This is a genomic window from Bradyrhizobium sp. HKCCYLS2038, from assembly GCF_051167655.1.
GTDB lineage: Bacteria > Pseudomonadota > Alphaproteobacteria > Rhizobiales > Xanthobacteraceae > Bradyrhizobium.
This window is the reverse complement of record NZ_JBNPTM010000003.1, coordinates 1-18974: the sequence shown is the minus strand read 5'-3', so window position 1 is coordinate 18974 and position 18974 is coordinate 1. Positions and strand designations below refer to the sequence as shown.

The window sequence follows — 18974 nt, the reverse complement described above, 5'->3', positions numbered from 1 at the left end:
CATTCTGTTATTAACGATCGCCCCTGCCCGAATTTCGCGATTCCGGCAGCCTCACACGAAAGCAGACACGCGAATGGCCTCGAACAACGACCCCGCTGCGGCGGTGCGACAAAATGTCGGAACACGGCTGATCACGGCGGGCAGGGACACGAAGGCGCAGCACGGATTCGTGAATCCCCCTGTCGTTCACGGTTCGACCGTTCTCTACCCGACGGCCGACGATCTGCACGCGCACCGCGGCGAATTCCAATATGGCCGCCATGGGACGCCCACGACAAAGGCATTGCAGCAGGCGCTGATGGCGCTCGAAGGGCCGCAATGCGCTGGCGTCGGCATTGCCCCGTCCGGTCTCGGGGCGATCTCCACGACCCTGCTGTCGGTGCTCAAGGGCGGGGATCACGTGCTGGTCTGCGACAGCATCTATCGTCCGACCCGCAATTTCTGCAACGGCATGCTGGCGCGCTACGGCGTCGAAACGACCTATTTCGACCCGCTGATCGGCACAGGAATTGAGCAACTGCTCAAGCCGAATACACGCGCGGTGGTTGTCGAGGCGCCCGGCTCGCAGTCGTTCGAGATGCCCGACATTCCGGCCATTGCCGCCGTGGCGCACGCCCATGGCGTGCTGGTCATCGACGACAACACCTGGGCCACGCCGCTGTACCACCGTTCGCTCGAACAGGGCGTCGACATCAGCATGCAGGCGGCGACCAAATATATCGGCGGCCATTCCGACATCATGTTCGGCACGATTTCGGCGAACGAGAAAGCCTGGCCGTTGATTGCCGAGGGCATCCGCCTGCTCGGCGTCTGCGCCGGCCCGGACGACGTGTTCCTGGCCTTGCGCGGCGTGCGCACGCTCGGGGTGCGGCTGGCGCAGCACCACCGCTCAGGCCTGGAGATGGCGCGCTGGCTCGCCGCGCGTCCCGAAGTGATCGAGGTGCTGCATCCCGCCCTGGAGAGCCACCCGGGGCACGCGATCTGGAAACGCGACTTCACCGGCGCCTCGGGCCTGTTCAGCATCGTGCTGCAGCCGAAGCCGCAGGCCGCTGTCGACGCCATGCTCGATACGCTGACGCTGTTCGGCATGGGCTATTCCTGGGGCGGCTTCGAAAGCCTCGCGATCCCGTTCGACTGCACCAGCTACCGCAGCGCCACAACCTGGGCGCCCGGCGGCCCGACGCTGCGCCTGCACATCGGCCTTGAGGATGTCGAGGATCTCAAGGCGGATCTCGACCGCGGCTTCGCCGCCTTCAACGCGGCCTGATCACGCCCGATCACACTGGCCGACGACAACGGAACGCCCCGCGATCAGGCAGGCGGGGCTGACAAAATGGCGTTGATCCGCTGCCGATTGGGCGTAGCCTCGGCATTGACGGAAGCGGATACGAACGGAAATCCATGGTTCTTCTCGATCTGATGGGCGGTGTGGCGTTGCTGCTGTGGGGCCTCCACATGGTCCACAGCGGCATTCTGCGCGCCTTCGGTCCGGATCTCCGCCTGCTGCTGTCGCGTGCGCTGCGCAATCGCTTCAGCGCGCTGGCCGCGGGCCTTGGTCTCACCGCTTTGCTGCAGAGCAGCACCGCGACCGCCCTCATCACCACCTCCTTCGCGGCCGAAGGTCTGGTCGGGCTGATTCCGGCGCTCGCGATCATGCTCGGCGCCAATATCGGCACGACGCTGATCGTCCAGGTGCTCTCGTTCAACGTCGCCGCGGTGGCGCCGGTGCTGTTCATCCTGGGGCTGGTTGCGTTCCGCAGCGGGCCGCGCTCGCGCATCAAGGACATCGGCCGGGTGTCGATCGGCCTCGGCCTGATGCTGCTGTCGCTGCACATCCTGATCGACACGCTCGCGCCCGCCGAGCAGGCGCCGGCGATGCGCGTGTTCATGCAGGCGATCACCGCCGACGTCACGCTGTGCATCATCTTCGGCGCCGCCGTCACCTGGATCGTGCATTCCAGCGTCGCCAGCGTGCTGCTGGTGATGTCGCTCGCCTATGCGCATTTCATCACGCCTGATGCGGCGCTGGCGCTCGTGCTCGGGGCCAATCTCGGCAGCGCGGTCAATCCGGTGTTCGAGGGCGCCCGCCGCGACAATCCGGCGAGCTATCGCCTGCCGGTCGGCAATCTCCTCAACCGCATCATCGGCGTCGGACTGATCGCGCCGTTCCTGCATCCGCTCGCGGAGCAGCTGCAACTGTGGCAGCCCGATTTGTCGAAGCTGACCGCGCAGTTCCACATGGCCTTCAATCTTGGCACGGCGGTGATCTTCATCGGCCTGCTCGGCGGCATGGAAAAGCTGCTGGTCAGGCTGTTCCCGGACCGTCCGGCCGAGGTCGATCCGGCCAAGCCGCGCTATCTCGACGAGACGGCGCTCGAGACGCCCTCGCTTGCGCTCGCCGACGCCGCGCGCGAGGCGCTGCGCATGGGCGATCTGGTCGAGACCATGCTGCGCAACGTCATGACGGCGATGATGACCAACGACCGCGGCCTGGTCGACCAGGTCTCGCGCACCGACAACATCGTCGACCGGCTCGACGAAGCGATCAAGCTCTACATCACCAAGCTGACGCGCGGCAGCCTCGACGAACGCGAGGGCAAGCGCGCGATGGAGATCATCTCCTTCGCGATCAACCTCGAGCATATCGGCGACATCATCGACAAGAACCTGAGCGAGCTCGCGACCAAGAAGATCAAGCGCCGCTTCCAGTTCTCGATCGAAGGCGCCGACGAGCTGCAGGCGTTCCACCGCCAGATCATGGAATCGCTGCGCATCGCCTTCGGCATCTTCATGTCGGGCAACGCGCAGCAGGCGCATCAGCTGCTGGACCAGAAGAGCGAACTCCGCAACGCCGAGCTCGCCGCCACCGAGCGCCATCTCGAGCGCCTGCGCGAGGGCCGCTCGGAGACGCTCGAAACCACCTCACTGCACCTCGACGTTCTGCGCGATCTCCGGCGCATCCACTCACACATCTGCTCGGTGGCGTATCCGGTGCTGGATGCGGCGGGCGAGGTGGCTAGTCGCCGGAGCGAAGTGGCGGACAGCCCCGCGCCGGTCGCCCTGCCCTCGTCCCGAGCTCAGCCGCTGCCACGCTGAGCGCACTGGCGCGCTGCAAATTATTCTGCTCCGTCATGGCCGGGCTTGTCCCGGCCATCCACGTCTAGCAACGAGGAAGAACGTGGATGCCCGGGACAAGCCCGGGCATGACGGCTTGGGACGAGTTGCGCCCAAATCGATGTCAGAGGCGGATGCTGATTCCCACTGCACCAGCTCAGATCCGGCAAGTCAGCACCGCCGCTCAATTGCTCAGCGTCTGCGATTCTCGCTGGCGGTTCTTGAAGATCAGCATGACGTTGCGGACGTAGATGATGTTCGAGAGCAGCTGGCCGAAGATGATGACCGGCTCGCGCTTCACCAGGCCATAGACCAGCGTCATCAGCCCGCCGCCGATCGAGAAGAACCAGAACGCGAGCGGCACGACGCTCTTGCCGGCGCGTTCGCTCGCGATCCACTGCACCAGGAAGCGCGCGGCGAAAGCGAGCTGGGCGGCGAGGCCGAACACCAGCCAGAAATCGAACTTGGCGATGAAGATGTCGTAGAGATAGTTGCTGAACGCCTGCCCGAATTGAATCAGCATCACTTCACCTCGATCGCGACCGGCGTCGGCTTCTTGCGGCGGATCAGCCACCACACGCCGGCGAGATCCATGATTCCGATCCACAGCCGGTCAAAGAAGCCGTAGTTCGATACGCCCGAGTGCCGAGGACGATCGATCACATCGATATAGGCGATGTCGTAGCCCTCGCGCCGCACCAGCGCCGGCAGGAAGCGGTGCAGACCATCGAAATACGGCATCATCAGGAACACGTCGCGGCGGACGGCCTTGAGGCCGCAGCCGGTGTCACGGGTGCCGTCATGCAGGACGGCGTTGCGGATCTTGTTGGCGATCCGCGACTGCAGCTTCTTGAAGCCGGTGTCCTTGCGGCCGACACGCTGGCCGGCGACGAGGCCGACACCAGCGCCGCCCTTGTCGAGCGCGGCAATGAGGTCGGGAAGAAAGGCTGGATTGTTCTGCCCGTCGCCGTCGAGCGTTGCGACCATGGCGCCGTGGGCGGCGCGGATGCCGCTGCGCACGGCCGCGGATTGACCGGTCGATTTCTCGTGGCGCAGGACGCGCAGGTTCGGCCGGCGCGCCATCTCCTCCGCGAGCCGCTGCGCGGTGTCGTCGGTCGAGCCGTCATTGACGTAGATGATCTCGTAGGGCCAGCGACCATCGAGCGCGGCCGCGATCTCGGTGATCAGCGGCGTGATGTTGCCGGACTCGTTGCGCACGGGAACGACGATGGAGACGGCAACGGGGGTTTCGGTCGACAAGATGGGGACTCGTGATGACGTGATCGGACCGGTTCCTGCCCCGGGCGCTGCGGCGGAGGCTTATTATGGGGCTTGGGCCCCGCTCGCAACCCCCTAGCGCGGTACGATTCGACCGTCCTTCGACAGTCGAAAGCCGAGCCGCCGTGCTGCGAACCAGTAGCGGGCCAGCATGGCGCAGGCGAGGCCGAGGACGGCGCCAGCGACCACATCGCTCGGATGGTGAGCCAGCAGCACCAGCCGGCTGAGCGCGATGATAGCGGCATAGATGAACATCGGAATCCGCAGCCGCGGCCAGACCGCTGAAATCGCGAAGGCCAGTGCGAACGCGGTCACGGCGTGCGCCGAGGGCATGCTGAAATAGGCCGGCGTGCCGTTGAAGGGATCGAAGTGAAAGGCGTTCGCCTCGCCGCCGACGAAGGGCCGGCCGCGGCCGATGACGTATTTCAGCACCTGAGCGGCAAGCAATGAGGTCAGCAACGCGAAGAACAGGTACTGGACATGGGTGGCGAAGTTGAGCAGGCGGCTGCGCGTCGCCTCGGGCCACAGCGGCACGATCAGGATCGTCGCGACGACGCCGACCGCCAGCAGACCCAGCACATATTCATCCTTACCGAAATCGGTGATCATGCGCCAAGGCCACAGGCTCGGCGTGCCGCGCGCGGGCATCAAGCCGATCTCATAGGCGTCGAAGGCGACCATCAGCACCAGAATCGTGCCGATGCCGATGCCGCCGAGCAGCAGCAACTGACGCGACAGGCGCTGCCAAGCCGCCGCGTCAGGCGCCGTCTGCGGCCGGCGCACCAGGCGGCCGAGCGAGAATTTGCCGACCAGGGCGAGCTGCGCGACATACGACGATGACGAGGGTGTTTCCGCCGCCATCTACTCGGTGCCTTCCGAACGGTAGATCGCAATCGAGACCGCGCGGCCCTGCGAGATGTTGTAGCCGTCGATCCGAGTGGCGACGTTGTAGCGCAGCCCGATCGCCTCGGCGCGCTGCACGAAGGCGCGCTCGGTGCGCTGCTCGATCAGGGCGAAGCGGCATGTGCCCTGGCTGAGGAAGTCGGCCGCGCCGGAGCCGTCGGTCAATTGCGTCGAGGTGCCCGTCATGAACACGAGGCTCGGCTCGTGGAAGCCGGCGGCGGCCGCCTTGGGCCCGACGCACACCACGTTTCGCAGGGCGCGTGCGATCTCGGCGCTCGGGAACAGCGGCGTCAGCGCCGGCAGCACCGCGCCGTAGACCACGAACGCAAGGAACATCGCCGCCACGCCGGCATTCAGCAGCGAGCGCTCGGCGCGGCTGTCGTCATACAGCCACCATGCGAACAGGCCGAAGATCAGCGAGGCCGCGACGAACGGCCAAGCCAGGAACACCGGCTGGTGCGCGACGATGATGGCACCGATCACGGCCACCACCGATGTAATCGCCGGGATCGCGAACCACCAGGCCGCGCCCCGGCGCAGCCAGGAGCGCGACAATACGCGCCGCTCGAGCGCGCCGACGGTCAGGATCGCGATCGCCGGATACAGCGGCAGCACGTAATGCGGCAGCTTGGTCAGCGCGGCCTCGAACACGATCCAGGACGGCACCAGCCACGCCAGCAGGAACTGCGCGCCAGGCTCGCGGCGCGCGCGCCACACGGCGGGAGCGGCCATGATCGCCAGCGGCGCCCCGGGCCAGAAGGTGATGAAGAACAGCAGCAGATAGAGGCCGGGCGGAGCGCCATGCGACTCCTGGGCCGAGATCTTGGCGAGCATGTCGCCACCCACGGAGTCCGCGAAGAAGGCGTCGCCGGAGCGCAGGAAGATCAGCACGAACCAGGGCAGCACCAGCACCAGCATCCACATCAGGCCCCACAGGGGGCGCAGACGCCACAGCCAGTTCGCGCCGCGGTCCATGATCGCGAGCGAAATGATCGCCAGCCCGACCGGCATCAGGATCAGCGGGCCCTTGACCAGGATGCTCACGGCGATCGCAGTCCAGAAGATCGCCGGCGGTCCCCACGGCGGACGCTCCGGATCGTCACCGCGCTGCCAGGACAGATAGACGCGCGCCAGCGCGCCCATCGCGGCGACGACCGTGAACAGCAGCATCGCATCGGTCTTGGCGAGCCGCGCCTCGACGCCGAGCAGCACCGAGCAGCACATCAACAGTGCCGCGAACACTGCGCCACGCCGCGTCACGAAAGCGAGCGCCGTCCAATAGGTCAGGAGCACCGCACCGATCGCGCCGATCAGCGAGGGAATTCGATAGACCCAGATGCGCAGCTGCGCCCGCGGCAGGCCGATCGCCGAGGCGGTCTCGACCGCAGCCGATTGCAACCAGTAGATGCCGGCCGGTTTCTTGTAGCGCACGTCGTCCTGGAAGCGGATGTCGACGTAATCGCCGCTCTCGACCATCTGCTTGGTGGCTTGCGCAAAGCGCGCCTCGTCGCGGTCGATGGGCGGGATCGTGAAGAAGCCGGGCAGAAACAAAAGCAGGCCGCAGACGAGCAGGAACGCGATCGCCCTGGTGTGGCTCACGGTGACGGCATCGATCATCCGCACCAGCCGACTGCCCGGATTCACCAGGTTTTTCGGCTCGCGCGGCTCTCCAAAACGGGGGCGGGCATAGGTCTCGACCATGGGGTTCCGAATACGCTGAAACCGCCATGCCGACAACCGCTTAGCGAACGGTCACTGGATTCTGACCACAACTGTGTCCGCAGCGCCCGTGGCGTCGATCACGGTCAGGCGTGCAAAGCCCGGCCCGGGCGGATCGATCAGGCGCTGGCGCCGGCTGTCGATCTCGCCGACCGGCAGGCCGTTGACCAGCATCGTCAGCGGCAGCACGCCGCCGGACACTTTCACCGGCATCACCGAGGCCTCCTGTCCGGCGGAGCGGTCGACATCGATCCGCGAGCCATTCAGCGGGAACTGGATATGCGGCGCCTGCTCCGCGCCGGTGCGCACGAGCTCGCCGATCGGGCGGAACCGGCGCAGCGGCAACGGCAACTTTGAATTGCCGGCGACCAGCGCCCCCTTGGGCGGCTTGGGCAAGGCGGCCGGCAGCTTGCCGCTGCGGGCAAAGGCGTCGAACAGGATCGGCGCCGCTGAGACGCGGCCGATCAGGCCGGGCACCGGCGCCCCATCGGGGCGTCCGACCCAGACGCCGATCGTGATCCGGCCGTCGAAGCCGACCGACCAGGCGTCGCGATAGCCGTAGCTGGTGCCGGTCTTGAACGCGATCCGGTTCCGCGCCGCGTTTTCCGGCGGCGGCGTTCCCAGGAGCACGTTGCCGACCTGCCAGGCGGCCGCAGGGTCCATCAGCCGCATCGGCTCGCGCGGGTCGGTCTCATCGGCCGTGATGATCTCGCGCAGCGGCTTGGTGGTGCCGAGACGGGGGAACCCGGCATAGAGCTGGGCGAGGTCCTGCAGGGTCACGCCGACGCCGCCGAGGCCCATGGCGAGGCCCGGCGCTTCGTCCTTCGGCAGCACCAGATTGCCGCCCGCCTGCTTCAGCCGCGACGACAGCCGGCTGGCGCCGACGCGATCGAGCAGCACGATCGCCGGCACGTTCAGCGACAGCTGCAGCGCCTTGCGCACGGGCACCGTACCCTGGAACGTCATATCGAAATTCTCCGGCGCGTAGGAGCCGAAGCGCACCGGGCGGTCCTCGATCAGGCTCTCCGGATGCACGAAGCCATCCTCGAAGGCGAGGCCATAGATGAAGGGCTTGAGCGTCGAGCCGGGCGAGCGCACCGCACGGGTCATGTCGACCTGCCCTGCCCGCCTCTGGTCGAAATAATCCGCCGAGCCGACATGGGCGAGCACGTCGCCGCTGTCGTTGTCGACCACGATGATGCCGACCGAGACGTTCGGTCCCAGCGCAACGGCGCGGTCGCGCGCCAAGGGCTCAAGGACCTTCTGCAGCGAGGCATCCAGCGTCAGCCGAATGATCGGCTGGTCCTTCACGATAGCCGTCGCCTGGTCGGCCGCATGCGGCGCCAGGATCGGCATCGGGTTGCGGAACGCCGGCACGGCTTGCGCCTTCGCCTGCGCGGCGTCCTCGGCGGAGATTACGTTTTCCGAGACCATGCGGTCGAGCACGCGATCGCGGCCGCGCCGCGCAGCCTCCGGATGGCGGTCGAGCCTTCGCGTCTCCGGCGACTGCGGCAGCGCCACCAGCAGCGCGGCTTCCGCCAGCGACAGCCGCTTCGGCTCCTTGCCGAAATAAGCGATCGAGGCGGCGCGGATGCCTTCGAGATTGCCGCCGTAAGGCGCGAGCGTGAGATAGAGATCGAGGATCTCGTCCTTGCTCATCTCATGGTCGAGTTCGAGCGCGCGGACGATCTGCCTGAGCTTGGCGTGCAGCGAGCGCTGCCGCCTGGGTTCGAGCAGCCGCGCCAGCTGCATCGTGATGGTCGAGCCGCCGGAAACGATGTGGCCATGAGATCCCAGCTGGATCGCCGCGCGCGCCAGCGCGCGCGGATCGACGCCGTGATGCTCGAAGAAGCGCTGGTCCTCATAGGCCAGCAGCAGCTTGAGATAGGTCGGATCGACATCCTTCTTCGCACTGACCGGCAGCCGCCACCGTCCGTCGGCCATCGCATAGGCGCGCAACAGCTTGCCGTGGCGGTCGACCACCGTGGTGGAGACGGCTTTCGCTTCGCGCAGCGGAAGTGGGCCGAGGGAGATGGTGTAGGTGGTGAGGGCCGTCGCTACGACCACGAATAGCAGGAGCGCAAGTACCGCTATACGTTTTGCGACGCGCCCCCTCCTCTCGTCATGCCCGGGCTTGACCCGGGCATCCACGCCGTCCTCGCGCGCGGCCGTGGATGGCCGGGTCAAGCCCGGCCATGACGACGGAGACTGAGGCTCCGTCCTGCGTCCACCACCACTCGTTCCACCGTCACTCATTTCGCCGCGCGGACCTCCACGGAGCCGGTCCCGGTCCGACCATAGCGCGAGGGATTGTACATGTCCTCGACATAGGCCTGCGGCAGCACGTATTTGCCGGGCGACACCACGCGCACGACGTAGGCGACGGTGAACACCGCCTTGGAGTCGGCGGCGCGGTCGAGCGCGGCGGTGAAGCGGTCGTCGCGGAACTCGGTATTGACCGGTTCCTGGCCGTCCTCGATCCAGTCCAGCGTTCCGCTGTCACCCGACGACACCAGGCGCGGATTGTCGATCTCGAGCCCGGCCGGCAGATAGTCCGACACCATGATGTGTCCATACTCCGGCTTGGCTTCGGTGACCTTCAGCACCACCGCGAAGCGATCGTTCTGCTTCACCGTCTTGATGTCGGCCGGCTTGCCGTCGAGCGTGTAGTAGCCGCGCTCGATCTTGAAGCCGTTCGACGCCGCCGGCTCCGGCGTCAGCGGCGAGCCGGACACCGAGACCACCGCCTGCACCGGCGCATCACCGGTGTTGGTGATCTTCAGCGGCTGGCCGCTGAGCTCCGCGGCCTTGTAGCTGCGATACAACGCCTGCTTCACGGCCTGGCCGTTGACATCGAGCACCAGGGTCTCCTTGGCGAGCGCCCGCGCCGCCAGCACCATCCACGCATTCTCCTGGGTCGAGGTGTACGGCGTCAGGCCACGTGCGGCCTCGACGCGGGCCACGGCCTGGGTCAGCGTCGCGCGCGGCGCGTTGCCCTCGCCAGCCAGTGACACCAGCGCGGCGGCATCGCGCAGGTCCGAGCCGTAGTCGGTGCGGCCGAACACCAGCACCGGCTTTGGCGCGAGGCTGTCGGCTGCCGCGCCATAGACCCGCTCGGCGCGGGCGCGGTCGCCAACCAACGCCAGCGCGGCGGCGAGCTGTGCCTTGGCGATCGGCGTGGCGAGATTGCCGAGCTTGGTGTCGGCGAGATAGCGCAGATCGCCGATCGGCGCCGCGCCATTGCGCGCAAGCACGTAGAGGCCATAAGCGAGATCACGGCCTCCGGTCTTCTCAGGCTCCTCGGCATTGACCACCGAGTTCCTGACGCGGTCGAGCGCGTTCTTGAACAGCACGTCCGGCACCGCAAATCCCTTTTCGCGGGCGCGGGTCAGGAAGTCGGTCACGTAGGCGTCGAGCCAGGGATCGTCACCGCCGGCCGACCAAAGCCCGAACGAGCCGTTCGAACCCTGCCGCGCCAGCAAGCGATCGATCGAGTCGCGGATGCGCTGGTCGACCTCGGTATCCATCGCCAGATGTGCGCCGGCGGCGAGCTCGTTGACATAGAGCAGCGGCATCGCGCGGCTAGTGATCTGCTCCGAGCAGCCATGCGGATAGCGGTCGAGCGCCTTGAGGATGGTCGCCGCATCGAGCGCGGTCGACAGCCCCGCCGACAGCGACACCGTGCCGGTGCCCGCCACGAGGTCGCTGAACATGTCCGAGGTCAGCGTCAGGCTCTCGCCCTTCGCCAAGGTCCTGATCGAGCGCCGCGCCAGCACCTGCGTCGCCGGCTTGACGTCGAGCTGATAGTGCCGCGCGAGGCTCAGCCCGTTCGGTCCCTTGATGTCGACATCGAGCTGCGCCGTGCCGGTGCCCGATGCATCAAGCGGCAGGGTCGACGACGCCCGCTGCTTGGCCGCGAGCTTCAGCGTCACATTGGCGTTGCCGGAGACCTTGACCGGCCCGCTTGCCTTGACGCTGACGACGTAGTCGCCCGCCATGCCCTCGACATTGTCGACGTCGAACGACAGCGTGCCGCGATCGCCTGACAACAGGAAGCGCGGCAGGGTCGCGGTCAGCACCACGGGATCGCGCACGGTCACGTCGACATTGGCACGGCCGACCTTGGTCGCGCTCCACGCCACGGCCATGACGCGCGCGGTGCCTGCGAACTCCGGAATGTCGAAGCTAACCTCGGCGGTGCCGTCGGGCCCGACGGTGACGATGCCCGAATACAGCGCCAGCGGCTTCTGCGTCGGCGGCGAGCCCTGCAGCTCGGCCCCACCGGAGTCACCGCCAGAGCGGATCTGGCCGCGCGTGCCCTGCATGCCGTCGATCAGCTGGCCATAGAGATCGCGGATCTCGGCCGAGAGCTGGCGCTGGCCGAGATAATAATCGTCCGGCGCCGGCGGCTTGTAGTTGGTGAGGTTGAGGATGCCGACATCGACCGCCGCGATTACGATCTTGGCGTCCTCGCCGGGATTGAGCCCGCCGACCTTGACCGGGATCTTCAACGCCGCGCCCGGCCGCACCAGTGCCGGCGGCGTCAGCGCGACGTTGAGCGTCCGCACGGACTTGTCGATGCCGAACCAGGCCAGCCCAAGCGCGCGGCCCGGCATGCGCTGCGCGGCCGCATCAAGCGGGCGGCGGAGCGTCGTCACGACATAGGCGCCCGTGCCCCAGTCCTTGCCGACCGCGAGCTTGACCTGGTTGGTCCCTTCCTTGACCTCGGTGGTCTGCGTCGTCAGCAGCCGGTCGCCGAGCACGTTGACCGTGAGCTTGCCGGCGGTGCGCGCATTCACCGTGACGACCATGGTGTCGCCCGACTGGTATTGCGGCTTGTCGAGCGAGGTCTCCAAGAGATCGGGCGTGTCGGCGCTGCCATCGGTGTACCAGCCGACGTCGAACTGCAGCGACGTCACCGGGCCATCCGCATCCGCCGACTTGACGTCGAGCCGGTAGCGGCCGGCCTCCGGCTGGAAGCTCAGCCGCGCCGGCTTGCTGGCTGATATCGTGACATCGCCGTCACCGACGCGCTTGGTCGACTTGACCGGCTCGTACTCCCAATAGGAGTTCTGCCGGTACCACTGATAGCGCGACTCGATCTTCAAGAGCTCATAGCGCAGCCCGTTGCGCGCCAGCGTCTTGCCCTCGGGCGAGACGAACACGACGTCGAACTCGGCCTTGTCGCCTTCGCCGACGCTCTTGCCGGTGAACGACGGCTTGATGCCGATCTGCGCCGCCTTCGGCGCGACCGGCAGCACCAGCTTGCGCTCGACGGCGCGGCCGCCGGTCTCGGCCAGGCGCACAAAGATCTGTGCCTCCTGCGGCCGGCTGGAGGACGGCGGCTTCGCAAGGCTCACGGGGAACGTCGCGGCGCCCTTGGCGTCGGTCTCCGGCATGCCCTCGATCGGCGTGCGCTCGTTGGAGGCGCTCTCCTCGTCGGCGACGCCGAACTGATAGCCGGGAAAACCCGGCCGCTCGGCGGCGGTGGTCACCAGCAGGTCGCCCTCGAGCTGCAGGCCGGAGGCCGGCGCGCCATACAGGAAATGGCCGTCGACCTTCACTTCCACTGGAGCCTCAGCCTTGATCTGCTTGTCCTTGGACGACAAGTCGAATTCCAGCCGCTCGGGGATGTAGTCCTCGACCATGAAGGTGGTCTCGCCGACCGCCGCGCCCTTCGGATCGGTGAAGGCGCGCACGCGGTAGGTGCCGGTCGGCACCGCCGAGTTCAGCGCCACGCTGAACGAGCGCCCGCCGGCGCCCTGGTCGGGCAGCACGGCGCGCCGGAACTCGACGCCATCGGGACGCTCGACGACCAGCGTCAGCGGCGTGCCGGTCATGGCATTGCCCTTGCCGTCGCGCAGCAGCGCGGTGAGGTAGACCGTCTCGCTGGAGCGGTAGACGCCGCGCTCGGAATAGACGAAGGCATCCGGCCCGGCCGGGGCCTCGCGCCCGGCGACGCCGCGATCCGACAGGTCGAACGCCGACGTCTTCAGGCTGAGGAAAGCATAGTCGGCCTTGTCGCCTGACACCGTCAGCATCGCCGGCGACAGCCCGCCCTCGCCGCGGGCCAGCCCCGCCTCGAACAGCACATGGCCGGCCTCGTCGGTCTTGCGCGTCGCCAGGATCTCGTTGTTGCGGGCGACCAGCCGCACTTCGGCGCGCGCCACCGGATCGGTCGAGGCGAGCGAGTTGACAAATACGTGGATGCCGTCATTGCCGGAGAACGCGGCGACGCCGAGATCGGAGACGATGAACCATTGCGTGGCGAGCTGGCCGCCGCTGTCCTCGTCATTGCCGCTCGCCTGGCCCTTCGGCGCCGCCGTCATCACATAGACGCCCGGCTGCATGTCGCTGAGCGCCTGGTCGACCGGAAACGCCGTCGTGACGTCCTGGTTCAGCGTCATCTGAGTGGAGAGCTCGCCGCTCCACACCTTCATGCCGCGCTCGTTGCCGAGATCGCTGAGCTGGTAGCTCGACAGCGGCCGCTGGAAATCGCTGTCGATGACGGTGTTGATCAGGTTGCGGTCGCCGATCCGGAACACCTTGATGTTGACCGCGGGCGTGTTGACGCTGACCAGCGGAATGCCCTTCTGCCCGGTGCGCGGCAGCACATAGGCCTTGCCGGTGAAGCGCACGAACGGCTTGCGGTCGCGGACATAGATGTTGAACTCGGCTGATTTCGGCAGGCTCTCCTTGACGCCCGACGGCAACCCGGCGCGGAGATTGATGTTGTAGCGCTCGCCGTGCTTGAGGCCCTCGACGCAGAGCTGCTTGTCCTCCGAGGTCAGCGCCGGCTTGTCATTGCCGGCCTGCGCCACGAACGGCGAGAAGTCGGTGCGCTTGGCGAGATCCTCGGAGAACTGGAAGCAGGCGCGCGGGCTCGCCGAGTCGGAATCCACAGTGTAGTCGAGCAGCTTGAAGCCGTGCTCGTCGCGCATCCGCTCATACTGTCCGCGGACATCGGCGACCTCGCGCAGCTCAAGCGACATCCTGAGCGTATCGAGCGCCGGCCGCCACAGCTTGCGCTCGGCCATGGTCTTGCCGAGCAGAGCCAGCGCATCCGCCTCCTCGCCGGCATTGCCGGCGCGCTGATAGGCGATGTAGGCGGCGGTCGAGGCGCGCTCCAACAGGAAGGTCTGCTCCGAGGTGTTGAACGGCCGAATCTGGGTGAGCACGGTACGCGCCAGCCGCAGCCAGTTGCCGGAATCCTCCGGCGCCGCGGTCGCGATCTGCCCGAGGATCTGCAGCCCAGTACGCAGATCGTTGCGCCGGAGCGCCGCGTCGGCATCCGTGCGCAAGGTCGCCAGCGGCTTGTTGACCGCCCCCGCCTCGCTCTTGATCTGCGCCTCCAGCTTGATCGCGGCATCCGCCAGATCGTCGCGCTTGAACGCCTTGTCGGCGGCGAGAGCTGCAGACCCGGCGGAGACGAGGCCGAGCGCCATGATGGCGCAGACGGCGACGGCGCGAACCAGACCGATCATGGGACAACTCCTTGGACGGCGATGGGGACGGCTCGTCGGGACAGCCCGAACGATGCCCGTGTTTGGCCGATTCGTGGCGAGAATGGACGCGAAATGGTGACGGGCTGATGGCAGAGGTTGCAGGGGCCATGGCGCCCGTTCGCCGCCGCCGTGATCGTCGAGCGTGCAGCACCGGAAAATCTGTTCATCAACGGCAATTCACAGCACATGGCATACCGGCAAAGGCCGCGGCACCCCCGTCAGGGGCCGGTGGCCACGCGGACGAGGCGACCAGAACCGCCCTCCGCCTCCGCTTGGTCGCCGCCACCCCGTTCCCGGTTCGCTCACTCTTGGCGAAACCAGAGATTTTTCATATGACCCGTGCTATGGAAGCCGCGTCGCCGGGCTCCGCCCGCCGGCGCGTATCGCGTGAACCGCCCTCGCGGCCGTTCATCTTGCGACGACGGTCCCATAGCTCAACTGGATAGAGTAGCGGATTTCTACTCCGCGGGTTGCAGGTTCGAGTCCTGCTGGGATCGCCAACGATTTCAACAACTTAAACCCATTGAGCTAATCAAATTCATGTCGCGCGTGCTGCGCAAAATTCCCCAATACTTCCAACGATTCCCGGAGGCTCCCGGCTACTCGGTGCGACATAAGCGCGACATGGCAAAGCGTGAGCTTCCACAGGATGCATGCAATCTGAGCCTATCGATCAACCGCAACCTACAATAGCATCCGATCCTGGATAAGACCGAGCCTTTCGATGAAAGCCGATCGCAAATCGCTTCGAGATCAATTCTTTAAGCTACACCCACTTTGTTGCTTTTGCGGCGGAAGCAGGCCGGCGACAACGGAGGATCACCAGCCTGCTAGGTCAATCTTCGATGAACGAAATTGGCCCGAAGGGTATAGCTTCCCAGCTTGCTCGGAATGCAACGCCACCTCGCGCAGCCACGAAAATGTTTTCGCGATACTCACTAGGCTCGGCCCATCGGGGCCTAGAACAGAGTCTCAGAGGAAGGAGCTCCACAAATACCTCGATGCAGCTAAGAACAATTTTCCTGGGCTTCTTCATCCGATGTCGACTCGAGAGAAGCGTGCGTTTTACAAGGCTGAAGGACTTAAGCTGCCGCAGGGCGCGCTCTTTTCCGAGTTGGATATGTGCGCCCTCGATGCACGCCTCACCGAAGACTCTACGCTAATCATTTTACGAAAACTACTGTGTGCGCTGCATTACAAGCACACTAACGACATCCTGCCACCCAGCGGTAAAATGTTTATTCGCTGGATGACGAACGCGTACACTCATCGCGGAGAACTATTCGCGGATTTCCTCTCTTTGCTTTCCGGCCGCCCTCAACTCGTTAGAAATCGGGTGACCCTGAATGATCAATTTGACTATACATTTGTAGTTGATCCAAACGGATCGTCTTTCTCCGCGTATTTCTGTATGTTTCGCGACTCGATCGCAGGATATGGAATAGTTATGGATTCTTCAAAGATCGATACTACCGAATTTGATGCGGTTGAACTTTACAGCCCGCTTGCCTAATCACACCCTCAGTTCTTGGATGCTGGTCGTCGGTCCCTGCGTCGCCAGCCACAGCGTGATTGCGACCGACAACACCAAGTCGTCATGCGCGCCAACACGCGCGGCATAGGTCGTCCGGCCGGCTTCCGAGATCTTGCGCTTGAAGTCCTTCAGCTCATCCTTGAGCGCGGCGGCGTCGTTGGCAACGGCAGCAATGCGCAGTTCGCCGCTGTGTGCGTGTGCTTCGAGGTTCGAAATCAGCAGCCCTTTTGGCACATGCCACGTTTTGGCGCCGTGCTGTGTCGCTTCGAGGCCGGCGGTGATCGTGATCCGCGCGGGATAGAGCCCGGCCGCATCGAACATATCGCCGACCGGCCGCCCGACTCCCGTCTCGTCAATGACGAGTTGCGGATTGAGTAAGCTCAGCGGCGGACGTACGAGCAGATTGGCGACGTGCTGAATCTGCTGCGGATAGGACATTCCGAGCTTGAGCCGTTCGAGGTGGCGAACGTCAAAATGCACCGCTCGTTTCTGTCGACGGATCCGTGCCTTTTCGTTCAATTCCCACCCGTCGAGCGGAACGACGCGATGGTTCATGACGGTGATTGCGGTCGGGTCGGTGCTCTGGCCAAGGTCGACGCCAACCAACCAGCGATCGACCGGACGCGCGTAGCTGGATCGCCAACCGTCCAGCGTCGGGTTGAGAATCACATCCATAGCGGCCGCACCTCGTTGGTGAACATCGCGTCGATGATGTCGCCCGCGAACGCTGACTCGTCGCTGTCGAGAAACTCGCAGAGATATTCCTGGCGATATTTCGTCTCACCGAGATTCTTGCGCTCGCGGGCGAGGAATTCAGGCGTGATGCGGGAGCACGACCCGAGTTCGACGCGGATCTTGTGCCAGTCCGGATCGTCGGTGACCCACGTTTCGTAGAAATTCCCACGCTTGCCGGCGGGCGTGCTCAAATAGACGAGTTGGGCGCGCGGGTTGGTGGCCAGCATGGGGCGGATGGCAGTGATCAGATCGTCGGAGCAGCGGGACGCCTCGTCAATGATGGCCAAGCGCACGTTTGCTAGGCCGCGCAGGGTGTCGCCGTCGTTGTCGCCGGGCAGCGCCAGGATGCGGGAGCCGTTTGCGAATTCCATACGGCGCGCGGCGTCCCCGACCAGCTCAGGGACATTTTCCAACTTGCCGTAAGTCTTGCGGGACCGGCGCACGAACTCGTCAGAGAGGCGCTGTGCGGGGCTGGCGATCAGAATGAGGCTGTCGGGTTCGGTGGTGCCGACGGATAGCGCCTTGATGGTCGCGGCTTCGGTCTTGCCGTGCTGGCGGGGAATGAGCATGGCAGTCTGAGGCGCGTCGGAGCGCACGAACTCCGCCTGCCACGGGTCCAGGACGATATCCGCATCGGAGGCCAGCAAGGCCGGATCCAGCGCGCGCGCTATGTCTCGGGCCATCAACATGGCGGCGGCACGGGGCAAGGCGGCGCTGCGGGCGTTACGTCGATCACCTTCGGCGCCGGCCTGGTGGCCTGCGTGATCGCCGCGGCGGCGTCCGTCTCAAGGCGGTGCAGCGCCGCGCCCACGGCCCGGGCCGCGTCGGGGAACGGCCGCAGCGTCTCCACGAGCACCTGACGGATGGCGAGATAATCGGCGCTTACCAGGAGATTGGTAGACCGCACGTCGTGGCGCTGCACGATCATGCCGAGCAGCTTGCCGACCAGCGCCAGGTTGGCCGTGATCTTGCCTTCTGCGTTTATCGCCGCGCCGACGTCGCCGTAATCGCCAGCCATGGCGGCGAGCTGCTGCAGCCGCGCCCGCTGGTGCACGAGTTGCGACAGCAAGCCTTCCTGCTCCGTCGCCTGCAGCTCGGCGAGGTCGATCTTGCTGGGCGCCTGCGCGGTCAGGATCGCCGCGCGCATCGCCGGGGTAACGTGGTTCTTCGCGTGACGGCCGATCGCGTCGTGGCTGACGTTGAACCGCCTGGCCAGCGCCTCGTGTGAGATGCCGTGCGCGAGCCCGATCTCGATCTGATGCCGGGACTTGTGGGAGCAGATTGAACACTTCGGGCCGGATTTGCCCATTACTCAACACACCTGCGAATTGACCACGCGAAACCGAAAAAAGCGCCCACAGCCGGAGTCACCGGCCAAGGGCGCCACATGAGCGCAACATAGCGCTTTAAGCGATTGGATTTGCGTAGGAATAATGAGGACTAGAAGATTAAAAATCCGCTAATCGTTGCGCCTTTCGACGAAGCGCCACATTGGACCGTCCAATATGGCGCGATTTCGGGTACGCTTACGATGTCCTATCGGGCAAAACCTCTACCTCAAACCTGTGCGAGATCCCACGCCAACGACCAGGATTGATCATCGCTAGGCAATGTCCCGAACCGAACTGTTCCCCTTCTGGAGTCAAGTATACGTATGCCGGGCGCCTTACGCTTTGGTCGACGACAACGCCACTCGCAAGAAATGCTCCCGACTCATTTTGCTGATATAACTCACCGGCCGTTGACGTTCGTCCAACAATAAATGGCGCTGGTTCAACAGCCACAAAACGCACGAGCTTCGTTATGATAAGTGCTGCCGGGTTCCCGATCAGATCAAGTGAAAGAAGATGGCCGTGATCTGGACCTCCGATTATAAAAACCGCCTCTTTGCCTCCCATCGGATCGTCGAAGAATGTGCGAATACCAATGTGAGTTTCCTGAAGGTGGGAAAATTGCACTATCTCACCATGTTTGACCAATGAACAGCGTTCAGACGTTTCGATGTCGCTAAAAGCAATTTTTTCAAGTAGTTGCATAATATCCTCCGTTATATCTATCGAGCGCTGCTCGTTTTGTGCAGCACAGTTGGAATCTAATCACTGCATGAAGGAACATCAGAAGAAGTTCCTGATGAATTCACCCTAATGCTTGCGATTCTCGAACGCCCCTCCTTGGGCGATAGGTGG

At 65.2% G+C, this 18974-nt stretch carries 13 protein-coding genes and 1 tRNA gene; 4 read left to right on the top strand and 10 right to left on the bottom strand.

What is annotated here, in order from left to right; all coding sequences use genetic code 11:
- The first annotated feature begins 73 nt into the window (after positions 1-73).
- Positions 74-1267 (top strand): cystathionine beta-lyase, encoded by a 1194-nt coding sequence (gene metC / locus ACQR1I_RS13705; protein WP_434867450.1) that lies wholly within the window; start codon positions 74-76, stop codon positions 1265-1267.
- Positions 1268-1401: 134 nt separating this feature from the next.
- Entirely contained in the window at positions 1402-3096 is a 1695-nt protein-coding gene (locus ACQR1I_RS13700) for a Na/Pi cotransporter family protein (RefSeq protein WP_434867402.1), read from the top strand.
- 202 nt (positions 3097-3298) lie between these two features.
- On the opposite strand, the gene ACQR1I_RS13695 is transcribed toward ACQR1I_RS13700, so the two are convergent.
- The 6 genes from ACQR1I_RS13695 to ACQR1I_RS13670 all read right to left on the bottom strand — a co-directional run bounded on the left by ACQR1I_RS13695 (position 3299) and on the right by ACQR1I_RS13670 (position 14498).
- Positions 3299-3637 carry a lipid-A-disaccharide synthase N-terminal domain-containing protein gene (locus ACQR1I_RS13695; protein WP_434835449.1) on the bottom strand — a complete coding sequence of 113 codons (339 nt, stop codon included), beginning with the start codon at positions 3635-3637 and terminating at the stop codon, positions 3299-3301.
- On the bottom strand, positions 3637-4374 hold the full coding sequence (locus ACQR1I_RS13690; protein WP_434867403.1) for a glycosyltransferase family 2 protein: 738 nt from the start codon (positions 4372-4374) through the stop codon (positions 3637-3639). The genes ACQR1I_RS13695 and ACQR1I_RS13690 overlap by 1 nt, the downstream gene beginning before the upstream one ends.
- A 93-nt stretch (positions 4375-4467) precedes the next feature.
- Positions 4468-5253: a phosphatase PAP2 family protein gene (locus ACQR1I_RS13685; RefSeq protein ID WP_434867404.1), complete on the bottom strand. Its 786-nt coding sequence runs from the start codon at positions 5251-5253 to the stop codon at positions 4468-4470.
- Positions 5254-6996, bottom strand: a complete 1743-nt coding sequence (locus tag ACQR1I_RS13680; protein WP_434867405.1) for an ArnT family glycosyltransferase — start codon at positions 6994-6996, stop codon at positions 5254-5256.
- A 51-nt stretch (positions 6997-7047) separates the two neighbouring features.
- Positions 7048-9270, bottom strand: a complete 2223-nt coding sequence (gene pbpC, locus ACQR1I_RS13675; protein ID WP_434867406.1) for a penicillin-binding protein 1C — start codon at positions 9268-9270, stop codon at positions 7048-7050.
- A complete protein-coding gene (locus ACQR1I_RS13670) occupies positions 9267-14498 on the bottom strand; it encodes an alpha-2-macroglobulin family protein (protein ID WP_434867407.1) in 5232 nt (1743 codons plus the stop codon). Before ACQR1I_RS13670 ends, pbpC begins: the two co-directional genes overlap by 4 nt.
- A 444-nt stretch (positions 14499-14942) precedes the next feature.
- On the opposite strand from ACQR1I_RS13670, the gene ACQR1I_RS13665 reads away from it, so the two are divergent.
- Both ACQR1I_RS13665 and ACQR1I_RS13660 read left to right on the top strand, forming a co-directional pair.
- A tRNA-Arg gene (locus ACQR1I_RS13665) sits at positions 14943-15019 on the top strand.
- A gap of 224 nt (positions 15020-15243) precedes the next feature.
- The gene (locus ACQR1I_RS13660; RefSeq protein ID WP_434867408.1) at positions 15244-16032 is read left to right on the top strand and encodes a hypothetical protein; all 789 of its coding nucleotides are present in this window, start codon (positions 15244-15246) and stop codon (positions 16030-16032) included.
- Here the strand turns inward: ACQR1I_RS13660 and ACQR1I_RS13655 are convergent, their stop codons facing one another.
- The 4 genes from ACQR1I_RS13655 to ACQR1I_RS13640 form a co-directional block, all read right to left on the bottom strand.
- Positions 16033-16728 (bottom strand): hypothetical protein, encoded by a 696-nt coding sequence (locus ACQR1I_RS13655; protein ID WP_434867409.1) that lies wholly within the window; start codon positions 16726-16728, stop codon positions 16033-16035.
- Positions 16719-17435 (bottom strand): phage terminase large subunit, encoded by a 717-nt coding sequence (locus ACQR1I_RS13650; RefSeq protein WP_434867410.1) that lies wholly within the window; start codon positions 17433-17435, stop codon positions 16719-16721. The genes ACQR1I_RS13655 and ACQR1I_RS13650 overlap by 10 nt, the downstream gene beginning before the upstream one ends.
- A 35-nt stretch (positions 17436-17470) precedes the next feature.
- Positions 17471-18097: a hypothetical protein gene (locus tag ACQR1I_RS13645; protein ID WP_434867411.1), complete on the bottom strand. Its 627-nt coding sequence runs from the start codon at positions 18095-18097 to the stop codon at positions 17471-17473.
- A gap of 217 nt (positions 18098-18314) precedes the next feature.
- Positions 18315-18824 (bottom strand): hypothetical protein, encoded by a 510-nt coding sequence (locus ACQR1I_RS13640; RefSeq protein ID WP_434867412.1) that lies wholly within the window; start codon positions 18822-18824, stop codon positions 18315-18317.
- Between the last annotated feature and the right edge of the window lie 150 nt (positions 18825-18974).

What these genes read in the sequence shown, in the direction of transcription:
- metC (WP_434867450.1), top strand. Translation starts at nt 74, where the DNA reads ATGGCCTCGAACAACGACCCCGCTGCGGCGGTGCGACAAAATGTCGGA.
- ACQR1I_RS13700 (WP_434867402.1), top strand. Translation starts at nt 1,402, where the DNA reads ATGGTTCTTCTCGATCTGATGGGCGGTGTGGCGTTGCTGCTGTGGGGC.
- ACQR1I_RS13695 (WP_434835449.1), bottom strand. Translation starts at nt 3,637, where the DNA reads ATGCTGATTCAATTCGGGCAGGCGTTCAGCAACTATCTCTACGACATC.
- ACQR1I_RS13685 (WP_434867404.1), bottom strand. Translation starts at nt 5,253, where the DNA reads ATGGCGGCGGAAACACCCTCGTCATCGTCGTATGTCGCGCAGCTCGCC.
- ACQR1I_RS13680 (WP_434867405.1), bottom strand. Translation starts at nt 6,996, where the DNA reads ATGGTCGAGACCTATGCCCGCCCCCGTTTTGGAGAGCCGCGCGAGCCG.
- pbpC (WP_434867406.1), bottom strand. Translation starts at nt 9,270, where the DNA reads ATGAGTGACGGTGGAACGAGTGGTGGTGGACGCAGGACGGAGCCTCAG.
- ACQR1I_RS13670 (WP_434867407.1), bottom strand. Translation starts at nt 14,498, where the DNA reads ATGATCGGTCTGGTTCGCGCCGTCGCCGTCTGCGCCATCATGGCGCTC.
- ACQR1I_RS13660 (WP_434867408.1), top strand. Translation starts at nt 15,244, where the DNA reads ATGAAAGCCGATCGCAAATCGCTTCGAGATCAATTCTTTAAGCTACAC.
- ACQR1I_RS13655 (WP_434867409.1), bottom strand. Translation starts at nt 16,728, where the DNA reads ATGGATGTGATTCTCAACCCGACGCTGGACGGTTGGCGATCCAGCTAC.
- ACQR1I_RS13645 (WP_434867411.1), bottom strand. Translation starts at nt 18,097, where the DNA reads ATGGGCAAATCCGGCCCGAAGTGTTCAATCTGCTCCCACAAGTCCCGG.
- ACQR1I_RS13640 (WP_434867412.1), bottom strand. Translation starts at nt 18,824, where the DNA reads ATGCAACTACTTGAAAAAATTGCTTTTAGCGACATCGAAACGTCTGAA.